Here is a 13,685-nt window from a genome sequence, read left to right on the forward strand (position 1 = left end):
TTACTCGCAGGTATCCGGACCGTGCGGGCATTTTCGGCAACTGACCGGCCGGTACGCGCTTACTGCACTCGAACGTGTCTGACCTCGGGTGTTACCCGCGTTAACTCGGGTTCTCCCGCGCCCCTGGAGCCACGGCGGCTCGGGCGGTGCTCCCGCCCGTCGCCGGCCGCTACAACTGTTCGGCGGCGGCGGGAGTATGACGGGCGGGCGCGCCTTGGCCCGCCGTTCGCCCGTCCGTCGCCGACGCTTCATCTGGGGCCCCGTGTTCAAGACGTCTTCCGGCCTTCGCGTCCTCGGGCGGGCCGGCGGCGCGATCGGCGCCCTCTGCCTGGTCGCGCTGGGCGCCATGCCCGCCGCGTCGGCCGCGCCCGCCTCGGCCGCCTCGGCCGACGATCCGTCGGCCGGGGTGGTCCTGGGCAGGATGGCCTCGGTCGACGGGGTCGAGCCGGGCGGCACCGTCCAGGTGCCCGTCGGCTTCACCAACACGGGCACGGAGGCGCTCCGCAAGGTCTGGCTGACGTACACGCTCAGCCATGGACTGGCCCGTCCGGACCGGGCCGAACCCCCGTCCAACTGCACGTACTCGACGATCGCCGTGGTGGACGGGGAGTCGGACAGGACCGAGGTGATCTGCGAGTTCGACCGGACGGTGCGGCCCGGTGTCGTCCACGCGCCCGGGAGGCAACTCGCCTTCCCCGTGCGCGACAGCGCGTTGTACGAGGTGGTCGCGGTGAAGGCCGAGATCGCCGGACACCCCTACCCCGGAGACAACTTCACCCCGGAGGTGCCCGGAACCGCGCCCGCGGTCGAGCCGGCCGAGCGGCCCGACGCCACCCCGGCCCCCGCCGGCAGCGCGGAGAACAGCCGCTGGGACGTGGCCGACGTGCCGGTGACCGCCGTGAACACGGCCGACTTCAGGGTCACCGGGGCACGGTTGCGGGGAGGCGTCGGGGACACCGTCCCCCTGACCGTGAGCTTCACCGACGCCGGACCCGGCTGGGTGCAGCGGCGCGACCGGGCCGATGCCGCCCGGATCGTGGTCAAAATGCCCTCCGGCACGACGGTGACCAGGGCCGACCCCTACTGCCACAGCACAGGGTCGGGTGAGTACGTCTGCGGCGTCGACTTCCCCTGGGTCGAGGAGGGTTACGAGCGGAGCTACGCCTTCCGCCTGAGGATCGACAAGGCGGTGCCGGGGGCCCGGGGCTCGGTCGGACTGACCGGCGCGTCCCGGCCGTTCGACACCGACGCGGGGAACGACGAGGCCGGCATCCGGCTCGACGTCACCGGCACTGCCGGGGCGTCCGGCGGCGGCACGGCCAACAGCGGTGCCGGTACGGCCCTCCCGCTCGTCGGCGCCGCCGCGGCGACCCTCGCCCTCGGCGCGGGCGCGGTCCTGGTGGTGCGCCGCCGGGCGAGCGGGCGGTAGCGGGGGCGGGCTTTCGGGCGCAGGGGGCGGGCCTTCGGGCGCAGGCGGTCGCCTGTGGCGGGCGGTGGCGGTCGCCTGTGGTGGGCAGCGGCGGTCGCCCGTGGCGAAGGGACCGCCCTCAGCGCTCCGCCAGGACCGGAAAGCGCCGGGGCGCCAGCACCAGGAGCACCAGGAACGCCAGCGCCGACGCGCACGCCGCCCCGAAGTACACCGCGTGGACGGCGTCCGCGATGGCGTGCCGGGTGGCCTCGGGGGCCGTTCCGTCGTCCAGCGCGCGCGTGACGGAGTCGAGGTCGCCCGCGCCGCCCAGCCGGGCCGCAAGGACCCCGTTGGCGACCGCGCCGAACACCGACGCCCCGATCGTCTGGCCGGTCTGCCGGCAGAACAGCACCGACGCGGTCGTCGTGCCCCGCTCCTCCCAGCCCACCGTCGACTGCACGCCCACGATCAGCGGCAGCTGGAACAGGCCCAGGGCGGCGCCGAGCAGGAGCATGAGCAGCGTCGGCTGCCAGGCCGACCCCGGGTAGGGCAGGAACGGGAACGCGAACAGGATCAGCGCGGCCGCGCCGATGCCGAGCAGCGCGGTGTCGCGGAAGCCGATCCGCCGGTACACGTGCTGGCTGAGGGCTGCCGAGACCGGCCAGCTCAGCGTCCACACCGACAGCACGAACCCGGCGGCCACCGGCGCGAGTCCGAGCACCGACTGCGCGTACGTCGGCAGGAACACCGTGGGCGCCACCATCAGCAGGCCGAGCGCGCCGAGCGCGAGGTTGACGGCCGCGATCGTGCGGCGCCGCCACACCCAGCCCGGGATGATCGGCTCGGCCGCCCGGCGCTCGATCCACACCACGAGCCCCACCAGCGCGAACCCGCCGGCGAACAGCGCGCAGGACGGCGCGGACCACCACGGCCACGCCACCCCGCCCTGCACGAGCGCCGTCAGCAGCACGCCGCCGCACGCGAACACCGCCAGCGCACCCGCCCAGTCCACCCGCGGGGGCGTGCGCGGCGCGCGCTTCGGCTCATGGAGGTGACGCACTATCAGCCAGAGCGCCGCCACGCCGATCGGCAGGTTGATGAGGAAGATCCACCGCCAGTCCGCGTAGGCGGCCAGCACCCCGCCGAGCCCCGGCCCGGCGACCGCCGACACCGCCCACACCGTGGACAGCTTCGACTGGATCTTCGGGCGGTCCCTGAGCGGGTAGAGGTCGGCCGCGAGGGTCTGCACGGTGCCCTGCAGGGCACCGCCGCCGAGGCCCTGCACGATCCGGAACGCGATCAGCGCGGCCATGTTCCAGGCGGCCGCGCAGAGCAGCGACCCCAGCAGGAACACCGCGGCGCCCGCGACCAGCACCGGCTTGCGGCCGAAGGTGTCGGAGAGCTTGCCGTACACCGGCAGCGTCACGGTGACGGCGAGCAGGTAGCCGGAGAAGAGCCAGGAGAAGACCGAGAAGCCGCCGAGGTCGCCGACGATCTGGGGTACGGCGGTGGAGACGACGGTGGAGTCCAGCGCCGCCAGTGCCATGGCGAGCATCAGGGCGGCCACCACGGCCCCCCGCCGGTCCGTCCCGGCCGCGCGTGCCGCCGCGCGTATCGCGGGTTCCGGGTTCTCCTTCTTCTCCCTCTCCTTCTTCTCCGCGTCCTCCCGCTCCACGCCGGATCCCCTCCCCGTGCCTACGTCATGTATCTATGTCGCGCACAACAGCTTCCCACCCGTCCCGGCGCGGCGGGAGTCCGCGTCCACCTGGTGAGAGGGTGCGGCCGCTTGACCCTCACGCGGCGGGAGGGTGGACGCTTCCTGGGGCGGCGGGTGGAGGCCGACCCCGAGACGGGCTCCACCCGGCGGTGGACGTCCCCTAGGGGCTTCTCCGTACTACGGCTCGGGGCGGGTTCGTACCGCCGGAGGACGAGACGGCACCCCGCCCGTCCTTAACCTGGCTTTACGCCGCCGGGGGGCGGTTGAGCGAACCGGCGGGGGTGGGGTTTTCCCCCGGGCAAGACGGGGCTCCGCACCAGCGCGGAGCGACCCCGCCGGCCGCGAGACTCATCGTCGTACCGAACCACCGCGCAGCAACGCACAGCACAGCGCTGTTCATTTGCTGACCGACTTAGGAGACATACCGTGACATCGGCTGTGACCATTCCCAGGCACGGGGGTACTGGAGGGCGTACGGCCGTTGCCGCGCGGGCGCGGCAGGTCGTCAAGGCGTACGGGGCCGGAGAGACCCGGGTCGTCGCCCTGGACCACGTCGACGTGGACATCATGCGGGGGCAGTTCACCGCGATCATGGGCCCCTCGGGGTCCGGGAAGTCCACCCTGATGCACTGCCTCGCCGGGCTCGACACCGTGACGAGCGGTCAGATCTACCTGGACGAGACCGAGATCACCGGCCTGAAGGACAAGAAGCTCACCCAGCTGCGCCGGGACCGGATCGGCTTCATCTTCCAGGCCTTCAACCTGCTGCCGACGCTGAACGCGCTGGAGAACATCACCCTCCCCATGGACATCGCCGGGCGCAGGCCCGACCGGGAGTGGCTGCAGCGCGTGGTCGACACCGTGGGGCTCGCGGACCGGCTCAAGCACCGCCCCACCCAGCTCTCGGGAGGCCAGCAGCAGCGCGTGGCCGTGGCGCGCGCCCTCGCCGCCCGCCCCGAGATCATCTTCGGTGACGAGCCGACCGGAAACCTCGACTCCCGCGCGGGCGCGGAGGTCCTCGGCTTCCTGCGCAGCTCCGTCGACGACCTGGGCCAGACCATCGTGATGGTCACGCACGACCCGGTCGCCGCCTCCTACGCGGACCGCGTGCTCTACCTCGCCGACGGCCGGATCGTCGACGAGATGTTCAAGCCGACCGCGGACACCGTCCTCGACCGCATGAAGGACTTCGACGCGCGGGGGCGTACGTCATGACCGTCCTGAAGACCTCGATGCGCAACTTCTTCGCGCACAAGGGACGCATGGCCCTCTCCGCCGTCGCGGTCCTGCTGTCGGTGGCGTTCGTGTGCGGCACGCTGGTGTTCACCGACACCATGAACACGACGTTCGACAAGCTGTTCGCGGCCACCTCGTCCGACGTGACGGTCAGCGCCAAGGGTGCCTCCGACACCGGGGCGACCACCTCCGACAACGGCAGGCCGCCGGTCATGCCGGCCGCGGTGGTCGGCAAGGTCCGCGCCGCGACCGGCGTCAAGGCGGCGGAGGGCACGGTCTTCTCGACCTCCGTGACCGTCGTGGACGCCGAGAAGGAGAGCCTGTCCCCGTCCAGCGGCGCGCCGACCATCGTCGGCAGCTGGAACTCCAACGACGCCCGCACCATGAAGATCACCTCCGGTGCGGCGCCGCGGAACTCCGGCCAGGTCATGGTGGACGCCGACACCGCCGACAAGCACCACCTGAAGCTGGGCGACGAGATCGGCGTGATCAGCGCGGTCGGCACGCACACCGCGAAGATCTCCGGCATCGCCGACTTCACGGTCACCAACCCCGGTGCCGCGATCTTCTACCTGGACACGAAGACCGCCCAGCGCACCCTCGTCGGACGGGCCGGCGTCTTCACGAACGTCAACGTGACGGCCGCGCCGGGGGTGACGGACGCCCAGCTGAAGAAGAACGTCGTCGGCGAACTCGGCACCGCCTACAAGGTGCAGACCGCCAAGGAGACCGCCGACGCCAACCAGAAGGACGTCGAGAGCTTCCTGGACGTCATGAAGTACGCGATGCTCGGCTTCGCCGGGATCGCCTTCCTGGTCGGCATCTTCCTGATCATCAACACCTTCTCGATGCTGGTCGCCCAGCGCACCCGCGAGATCGGCCTGATGCGGGCCATCGGCGCCGGCCGCCGCCAGGTCAACCGGTCCGTGCTCGTCGAGGCCCTGCTGCTCGGCGTGGTCGGTTCCGTCCTGGGCGTCGGCGCGGGCGTCGGCATCGCGGTCGGCCTCATGAAGCTCATGGGCTCCATGGGCATGCACCTGTCGACCAGTGACCTGACGGTCGCCTGGACCACCCCGGTGCTCGGCCTGGTCCTCGGCGTCGTCGTCACCGTCCTCGCCGCCTACCTGCCCGCACGCCGCGCCGGCAAGGTCTCCCCGATGGCCGCGCTGCGCGACGCAGGTGCCCCCGCCGACGCCAGGGCGGGCCGCATACGCGCTCTGATCGGCCTCGTGCTGACCGGCGCGGGCGGCTACGGCCTCTACCTCGCCTCGGCCGCCGACAAGGCCAAGGAGGGCTCGGCCTGGCTCGGCCTCGGCATCGTCCTCTCCCTCCTCGGGTTCGTCGTCATCGGCCCGCTGCTCGCCGGCGGTGTCGTACGGGTCCTCGGCGCCGTCCTGCTGCGGATGTTCGGCCCGGTCGGGCGCATGGCCGAGCGCAACGCACTGCGCAACCCGCGCCGCACCGGCGCCACCGGCGCCGCCCTGATGATCGGCCTGGCGCTGGTCGCCTGCCTCTCGGTGGTCGGCTCCTCCATGGTCGCCTCCGCCTCCGACCAGCTCGACAAGACCGTCGGCACGGACTTCATCATCCAGTCCGACAGCGGGCAGCGGATCACCCCGCAGGCGGTCAAGGCCGTCAAGGACGTCCCCGGCCTCGCGCGGGTCACCGAGTACCGCACCACCACAGCCGACTACACCACGCCCGACGGCAAGACCCTCAAGGACACCGACATCACGGCGGCCGACCCCACCTACGCGACCGACCTGCGCACCAAGACCGTCGCCGGTGACCTCAAGGACGCCTACCTGCCCGACTCGATGTCCGTGTACGACAAGTTCGCCACGGCGCACGGCATCCACCTCGGCTCGAAGATCACCCTCAGCTTCAAGGACGGCCGCACCGCCCACCTCACGGTCCGGGCGATCACCAGCAGCGACGGCCTCATCGACGCCGGCTCCAAGTACACGAACATCACCACGCTCGCCAAGTACGTGCCGGCCGCCAAGATGCCCCTCGACGACCTGGTCTTCGCCACCGCCAGGGACGGACAGCAGGCCGCCGCGTACACGGCGCTCAAGTCCGCGCTGCACGACTACCCGCAGTACACCGTGCGCGACCAGACCGACTACAAGAAGGCGCTCAAGGACCAGATCGGCCAGCTGCTGAACCTGATCTACGGCCTGCTCGCCCTCGCGATCATCGTCGCGGTTCTCGGTGTCGTGAACACCCTGGCCCTGTCGGTGGTCGAACGCACCCGCGAGATCGGCCTCATGCGGGCCATCGGCCTCTCCCGCCGCCAGCTGCGCCGCATGATCCGCATGGAGTCCGTGGTGATCGCCCTGTTCGGCGCCCTGCTGGGCCTCGGCCTGGGCATGGGCTGGGGCGCCACCGCCCAGAAGCTGCTCGCCCTGCAGGGCCTGAAGGTCCTGGAGATCCCCTGGCCGACGATCATCGGGGTCTTCGTCGGCTCGGCCTTCGTGGGCCTGTTCGCCGCCCTGGTCCCGGCGTTCCGCGCGGGCCGCATGAACGTCCTGAACGCGATCGCGACCGACTGACCGCGACCGCCCGGGAGACCACCGCACACGGGGGTTGCGGGGGACGTCCGGCGCCGAGCAGCCACGGGGGCTGCTCGGCGCCGGACGCGTTGCCGCCGCCGTCCGCCTCGCGCCGCCGGGCTCGTTCAGTCGAGTACGGCGACGGCCTCGATCTCGACCAGGTGCTCGGGTACGTCCAGCGCCGCGACGCCGATCAGCGTGGCCGGGGGCACCGGGGTGACCCCCAGGGCCGTGGCCGCCCGGGAGACGCCGTCCAGGAGCGCGGGCATCCTGTCCGGGGTCCAGTCGACGACGTAGAAGGTCAGCTTCGCCACGTCGCCGAAGGACGCGCCGGCCCCGGACAGGGCGGTGGCGACGTTCAGGTAGCACCGCTCGACCTGGGCGGCGAGATCGCCCGCGCCGACCGTGCCCCCCGCGGCGTCCCAGGCGACCTGCCCGGCGACGAAGACCAGCCTCGAACCCGACGCGACCGCCACCTGCCGGTAGACGTCGACCGTGGGCAATCCGCTCGGGTTCACCAGGGTGATGGACATGCCGTACCGCCTCCGTGCTCGCCGTGCTCTCTTGTGGTTACTCAGGAACCGTAGGAGAGTTGTCGCTGACGTGGAAGAACGCACTTTTCGGTGACTGGGGAACCTGATGGTGACCAAGCAGTTCAAGGGCTCGGCCGAGGACGCGGACCTCAGGCGCGCGGACTCGCTGGCGCGGGAGATCTTCGCGGACATCGCCAACAAGTGGGCGTTCCTGATCATCGAGGCGCTCGGCGCGGGCACCCTGCGGTTCAGCGGGCTGCGGGCCGAGGTCGAGGGCATCAGCCACAAGATGCTCACCCAGAACCTGCGCATGCTGGAGCGCAACGGCATGGTCGAGCGGACCGTGCACCCCACCGTGCCGCCCCGCGTCGAGTACACCCTCACCGAAGCCGGCCACGGGCTGCGGGCGACGGTCGACGGCATGTGCGCATGGACCCAGCGGTACCTCGGCCACATCGAGGAGGCCCGGGGGCGCTTCGACGGCTGACAGCACCGCTCGGGTCGGCGCGACCGGCGCGGCCCCCACCGCCGGCGGCGGTGGGCGATTCGCGCGGCATATGTGACCTGAGGTGTTCGCGACGGAGCTTGTCCACAGCCCCGGCACACGCCGACGCGTCGTCGTACGCTGGAGACCCCCCGGTCGCAGCCCGCGCCGGGTACTTCGTGTTGCCCACCCCCCGACGAAAGCCGCCCTGAATGAGCCTGCACGGTCTGCTCGACGCCGTAGTCAAGGACCCCGCCCTCGCGGAAGCGATCAAGGCGGCCGCGGACGGCAACCGCATGCACGTCGACCTGGTCGGCCCGCCCGCGGCCCGCCCCCTCGCGGTCGCCGCCCTGGCCCGCGAGGCCGGCCGCCCCGTCCTCGCCGTCACCGCCACCGGCCGGGAGGCCGAGGACCTGGCGTCGGCGCTGCGCACCCTGCTGCCGTCCGAGGGCGTCGCCGAGTACCCCTCCTGGGAGACGCTTCCGCACGAGCGGCTCAGCCCGCGCAGCGACACCGTCGGCCGCCGCCTCGCCGTCCTGCGCCGCCTCGCCCACCCCAGCCCCGACGACCCCGAGACCGGCCCGGTCTCCGTCGTCGTCGCCCCCGTACGATCCGTGCTCCAGCCGCAGGTCAAGGGCCTCGGCGATCTGGAGCCGGTGGCGCTGCGCACCGGGCAGAGCGCCGACCTGAACGAGGTGGTGGAAGCCCTTGCGGCCGCCGCCTACGCGCGCGTGGAGCTCGTCGAGAAGCGCGGCGAGTTCGCCGTGCGCGGCGGCATCCTGGACGTCTTCCCGCCCACCGAGGAACACCCCCTGCGCGTCGAGTTCTGGGGTGACGACGTCGAGGAGATCCGCTACTTCAAGGTCGCCGACCAGCGCTCCCTGGAAGTCGCCGAGCACGGGCTGTGGGCGCCGCCCTGCCGCGAGCTGCTGCTGACCGAGGACGTCCGGGCACGCGCGCGTGCCCTCGCCGAGGAGCACCCGGAGCTGGGCGAGCTGCTCAACAAGATCGCCGAGGGGATCGCGGTCGAGGGCATGGAGTCCCTCGCCCCGGTCCTGGTCGACGACATGGAGCTGCTGCTCGACGTGCTCCCCAAGGGCGCGATGGCCGTCGTGTGCGACCCGGAGCGGGTGCGCACGCGCGCCGCCGACCTGGTGGCCACGAGTCAGGAGTTCCTGCAGGCGTCCTGGGCGGCCACCGCGGGCGGCGGCGAGGCGCCCATCGACGTCGGCGCGGCCTCCCTGTGGTCGATCGCGGACGTCCGCGACCGCGCGCGCGAGCTGGACATGATGTGGTGGTCGGTGTCGCCGTTCGCCGCCGACGAGGAGCTTGCGGCCGACACCCTCAAGCTGGGCATGCACGCCACGGAGACCTACCGCGGCGACACCGCGAAGGCGCTCGCCGACACCAAGGGCTGGCTGGCCGACGGCTGGCGCACGGTGTACGTCACCGAGGGCCACGGCACCGCCTCCCGCACGGTCGAGGTGCTCGGCGGCGAGGGCATCGCGGCCCGCCTCGACGTCGACCTGGGCGAGTTCGGCCCCTCGGTCGTGCACGTGTCGTGCGGCTCCATCGACTACGGCTTCGTCGACCCGGCGCTCCGGCTCGCCGTCCTCACCGAGACCGATCTGTCCGGGCAGAAGGCGGCCGGCAAGGACGGTGCCCGGATGCCGGCCCGCCGCCGCAAGACCATCGACCCGCTCACCCTGGAGCCGGGCGACTACATCGTCCACGAGCAGCACGGCGTCGGCCGCTACATCGAGATGGTCCAGCGCACCGTGCAGGGTGCCACCCGCGAGTACCTGGTCGTGGAGTACGCCCCGGCCAAGCGCGGCCAGCCCGGCGACCGGCTGTACATCCCCACCGACCAGCTGGAGCAGATCACCAAGTACGTCGGCGGCGAGGCCCCCACCCTGCACCGGCTCGGCGGCGCGGACTGGACGAAGACCAAGGCGCGCGCCAAGAAGGCCGTCAAGGAGATCGCCGCCGACCTGATCAAGCTCTACAGCGCGCGCATGGCCGCCCCCGGCCACGCCTTCGGCGGGGACACGCCGTGGCAGCGCGAGCTGGAGGACGCGTTCCCCTACGTCGAGACCCCCGACCAGCTGACCACCATCGCCGAGGTCAAGGACGACATGGAGAAGTCGGTCCCGATGGACCGCCTGATCTGCGGCGACGTCGGCTACGGCAAGACCGAGATCGCGGTCCGTGCCGCCTTCAAGGCGGTCCAGGACGGCAAGCAGGTCGCCGTCCTCGTGCCCACCACCCTGCTGGTGCAGCAGCACTTCGGCACGTTCTCCGAGCGGTACTCGCAGTTCCCGGTGAGCGTGAAGGCGCTCTCCCGGTTCCAGACCGACACCGAGGCGAAGGGAACCCTGGAGGGCCTGCGCGAGGGCGCCGTCGACGTCGTCATCGGCACCCATCGCCTCTTCTCCTCGGAGACCAAGTTCAAGGACCTCGGCCTGGTCATCGTCGACGAGGAGCAGCGCTTCGGCGTCGAGCACAAGGAGCAGCTGAAGAAGCTCCGCGCCAACGTCGACGTGCTCACCATGTCGGCCACGCCCATCCCGCGCACCCTGGAGATGGCGGTCACCGGCATCCGCGAGATGTCCACGATCACCACGCCCCCGGAGGAGCGGCACCCGGTGCTCACCTTCGTCGGGCCGTACGAGGAGAAGCAGATCGGCGCCGCCATCCGCCGCGAACTGCTGCGCGAGGGCCAGGTCTTCTACATCCACAACCGGGTCGAGTCGATCGACCGCGCCGCGGCCAGACTTCGCGACATCGTCCCCGAGGCCCGCATCGCGACCGCCCACGGCCAGATGTCGGAGTCGGCCCTCGAACAGGTTGTCGTCGACTTCTGGGAGAAGAAGTTCGACGTGCTCGTCTCGACCACGATCGTCGAGTCCGGCATCGACATCTCCAACGCCAACACGCTCATCGTCGAACGCGGCGACACCTTCGGCCTGTCCCAGCTGCACCAGCTGCGCGGCCGCGTCGGCCGTGGCCGGGAACGCGGCTACGCGTACTTCCTGTACCCGCCGGAGAAGCCGCTGACGGAGACGGCCCACGAGCGCCTCGCGACCATCGCCCAGCACACCGAGATGGGCGCCGGCATGTACGTCGCGATGAAGGACCTGGAGATCCGCGGCGCCGGCAACCTGCTCGGCGGCGAGCAGTCCGGGCACATCGCGGGCGTCGGCTTCGACCTGTACGTCCGCATGGTCGGCGAGGCCGTCGCGGACTACCGGCGGCAGCTGGAGGCAGGGGAGCCCTCGGCGGAAGGATGGGAGGAGCCGCCGCTGGAGGTCAAGATCGAGCTGCCCGTCGACGCGCACGTCCCGCACGACTACGCGCCCGGCGAGCGGCTGCGCCTCCAGGCGTACCGTTCCATCGCCTCCGCCAACTCCGAGGACGACATCAGGGCGGTACGCGAGGAACTCACCGACCGCTACGGCAAGTTGCCCGAGCCGGTGGAGAACCTGCTGCTCGTCGCCGGGCTGCGGATGCTCGCCCGCGCGTGCGGGGTCGGCGAGGTCGTCCTCCAGGGCACCAACATCCGGTTCGCTCCCGTGGAGTTGCGCGAGTCGCAGGAGCTGCGCGTCAAGCGCCTGTACCCGGGGACCGTCATCAAGCCGGCTGTCCACCAGCTGCTGGTGCCCCGCCCCAAGACCGCGAAGGTGGGCGGCAAGCCGCTCGTCGGGCGGGAACTGCTGAGCTGGGTCGGGGAGTTCCTCGCCTCGATCCTGGGGTCGTAGCACCGGCGGGCGCGGCCCGGTCCCTTGACACCGGCCGGGCCCCTCCCCATCGTGGGCGCCTGCCGTCAAGTCCGCCCGGTCCGGGCGGACTTGACGTTCGGGGCGGTCGTTCGCGAGGGGGAGTTGCGGCATGGGCGAGTACGTCGGAGAGCCGGCCGGGGACGGGGCGGCGCGGGTCGGGCAGGTGCCGCCGCTGCGGGCCCGCCAGCTCTGGCACCTGCTGGAACCGCTGCACGCGGTGCTGTACTACGCGCCGGAGACCCTTGAGGAGGCGGCCGCCCTCGGCTACCCCGTGCAGGACAGGTGGCCGAGCTACTTCCCGTTCCGTGCCGCGCCGCTGGGCCGGGCCGGGGCCGAGCGGGTCGCCTCGGCCTTCTACAGCTTCAGTCCGCGCATGGTCGCCGAGCACGTCGATCCGGCCTGGACCGTCGCGAGCCCGGAGCGGGTACTCGCGGCGCGCGAGCGCGCGATCGACCGCGCCTACCGCGCGCTGTTCGGCGACCGCGTCGCGAGCCCCGAGCTGGCCGAGGCCGCGGCGCTGGCCCGGCGCGCGGCCGAGGCGGCGGACACCGCGGGCCGCCCGCTGGCCGCGGCCAACGCCGAACTGCCCTGGCCCGACGCCCCGCACCTGCAGCTGTGGCAGGCGGCGACGATCCTGCGCGAACACCGCGGCGACGGCCACCTCGCCGCCCTCCTGGTCGCGCGCCTCGACCCGGTCGAGACCCTGGTGTCCTTCGCCGCGGTCGGGGCCGCCTCCGTCGAGCGCTTCGAGAGTCGCGGCTGGAGCCCCGGGGAGTGGGCGGCGGCCCGCGAGCGCCTGACCGCGCGCGATCTGGTCGCCGCGGACGGCGCGGCCACGGAGGCGGGCCGTGGGCTGCGCCGCGGTATCGAGCAACGTACCGACCTGCTCGCCGTCGCCCCCTGGCAGGCCCTCGGCCCTGCCGGGACCGACCGGCTCGCCGAACTCCTCGGCGACTACTGGGTCGCGGTGCTGTCCTCCGGGCTGCTGCCCACGGAGTCGACGCTGGGCATCGGCAAGGTGTGAGGCGTGCCATCGGGGGCATTCGTTCGCCGCGGGGAGTGAGCGGGCGCGAAGCCGTACGGTCCGAGCTTCGTCCCGGCCGCCAACCGGCTGTCGATAAGGGCCGGTTGTGGGTATGTGTCGTTTTGTGCCCCGTCTGGGGCGAACCGTGCGGCAGTTACCGTGGGACCAGCGGAAATCCGCCCGTGCGGAGGCGGACCGGGGTAAGGAAGAGGGGGCGCACGTGGCGCGTCTGAGGGGCGGGGCGGTCGTGGCCGTCGTCATGGTCTTCGCCGTGGCCGGCTGCAAGGACCTGCAGGACAAGGGGGCTTCGGGAGCCCCGGGCGCGACAGGCGGGGGAGCGGCCCTGACGGCCGCCGACTCGCTGACCGTCAAGGGGCGGGCGCCGAAGACCGGTTACTCCCGGGAGAGGTTCGGCTCCGCCTGGGCGGACACCGACTCCAACTCCTGCGACACCCGGGACGACATACTGAAGCGCGACCTGAAGGACGTGAAGTACACCGGCGGCGACTGCAAGGTCTCCTCCGGCGTGCTGGAGCCAGACCCCTACTCCGGCAAGGAGGTCACCTACAAGCGCGGCCGCAGCCTGGTCGACATCGACCACCTCGTCGCCCTCTCGGACGCCTGGCAGACGGGCGCCAAGTACTGGGACGCCAGCAAGCGGATAGCCCTCGCCAACGACCCGCTCAACCTCCTGGCCGTCGACGCGAGCGCCAACCGCGGCAAGGGCGACGGCGACACCGCCACCTGGCTGCCGCCTGACAAGTCCTACCGCTGCACCTACGTCGCCGCGCAGGTCGCCGTGAAGAAGAAGTACGGCCTGTGGGTCACCGCCGCCGAGAAGGCCGCGATGAAGAAGGTGCTCGCCGCCTGTCCGGGCCAGAAACTCCCCGGCGGCGGCAACCCGACCAAGGCGCCGTCCCGCTTCAAGGCGCGCTGAACCGTTCCGCCC

At 72.2% G+C, this 13,685-nt stretch carries 9 protein-coding genes; 7 read left to right on the forward strand and 2 right to left on the reverse strand.

Annotated elements, in window-relative coordinates:
* Positions 1–262: 262 nt before the first annotated feature.
* Positions 263–1,429, forward strand: a complete 1,167-nt coding sequence (locus ACIQVL_RS34215; protein ID WP_403477286.1) for a hypothetical protein — start codon at positions 263–265, stop codon at positions 1,427–1,429.
* 118 nt (positions 1,430–1,547) lie between these two features.
* Here the strand turns inward: ACIQVL_RS34215 and ACIQVL_RS34220 are convergent, their stop codons facing one another.
* A complete protein-coding gene (locus ACIQVL_RS34220; protein WP_403477287.1) occupies positions 1,548–3,083 on the reverse strand; it encodes an MFS transporter in 1,536 nt (511 codons plus the stop codon).
* Between the two features lie 468 nt (positions 3,084–3,551).
* On the opposite strand from ACIQVL_RS34220, the gene ACIQVL_RS34225 reads away from it, so the two are divergent.
* Both ACIQVL_RS34225 and ACIQVL_RS34230 read left to right on the forward strand, forming a co-directional pair.
* A complete protein-coding gene (locus tag ACIQVL_RS34225) occupies positions 3,552–4,340 on the forward strand; it encodes an ABC transporter ATP-binding protein (protein WP_403437239.1) in 789 nt (262 codons plus the stop codon).
* Positions 4,337–6,916: an ABC transporter permease gene (locus tag ACIQVL_RS34230; RefSeq protein ID WP_403477288.1), complete on the forward strand. Its 2,580-nt coding sequence runs from the start codon at positions 4,337–4,339 to the stop codon at positions 6,914–6,916. The genes ACIQVL_RS34225 and ACIQVL_RS34230 overlap by 4 nt, the downstream gene beginning before the upstream one ends.
* Positions 6,917–7,041: 125 nt before the next feature.
* Here the strand turns inward: ACIQVL_RS34230 and ACIQVL_RS34235 are convergent, their stop codons facing one another.
* Positions 7,042–7,449, reverse strand: a complete 408-nt coding sequence (locus ACIQVL_RS34235) for a RidA family protein (protein ID WP_403437242.1) — start codon at positions 7,447–7,449, stop codon at positions 7,042–7,044.
* Between the two features lie 106 nt (positions 7,450–7,555).
* Here ACIQVL_RS34235 and ACIQVL_RS34240 point away from each other — a divergent pair, with 106 nt between their 5' ends.
* The 4 genes from ACIQVL_RS34240 (at position 7,556) to ACIQVL_RS34255 (ending at position 13,673) form a co-directional block, all read left to right on the forward strand.
* Positions 7,556–7,936, forward strand: coding sequence for a winged helix-turn-helix transcriptional regulator (locus tag ACIQVL_RS34240; RefSeq protein WP_403437243.1), 381 nt, complete (start codon positions 7,556–7,558; stop codon positions 7,934–7,936).
* 209 nt (positions 7,937–8,145) lie between these two features.
* Positions 8,146–11,691 (forward strand): transcription-repair coupling factor, encoded by a 3,546-nt coding sequence (gene mfd, locus ACIQVL_RS34245; RefSeq protein WP_403437244.1) that lies wholly within the window; start codon positions 8,146–8,148, stop codon positions 11,689–11,691.
* A 130-nt stretch (positions 11,692–11,821) separates the two neighbouring features.
* The gene (locus ACIQVL_RS34250; protein WP_403437245.1) at positions 11,822–12,736 is read left to right on the forward strand and encodes a hypothetical protein; all 915 of its coding nucleotides are present in this window, start codon (positions 11,822–11,824) and stop codon (positions 12,734–12,736) included.
* A 259-nt stretch (positions 12,737–12,995) separates the two neighbouring features.
* Positions 12,996–13,673 carry an HNH endonuclease family protein gene (locus ACIQVL_RS34255; protein WP_403477326.1) on the forward strand — a complete coding sequence of 226 codons (678 nt, stop codon included), beginning with the start codon at positions 12,996–12,998 and terminating at the stop codon, positions 13,671–13,673.
* Positions 13,674–13,685: the final 12 nt, after the last annotated feature.

Origin of the sequence: Streptomyces sp. NPDC090499, assembly GCF_044769305.1 — a bacterium.
Taxonomy (GTDB): domain Bacteria; phylum Actinomycetota; class Actinomycetes; order Streptomycetales; family Streptomycetaceae; genus Streptomyces.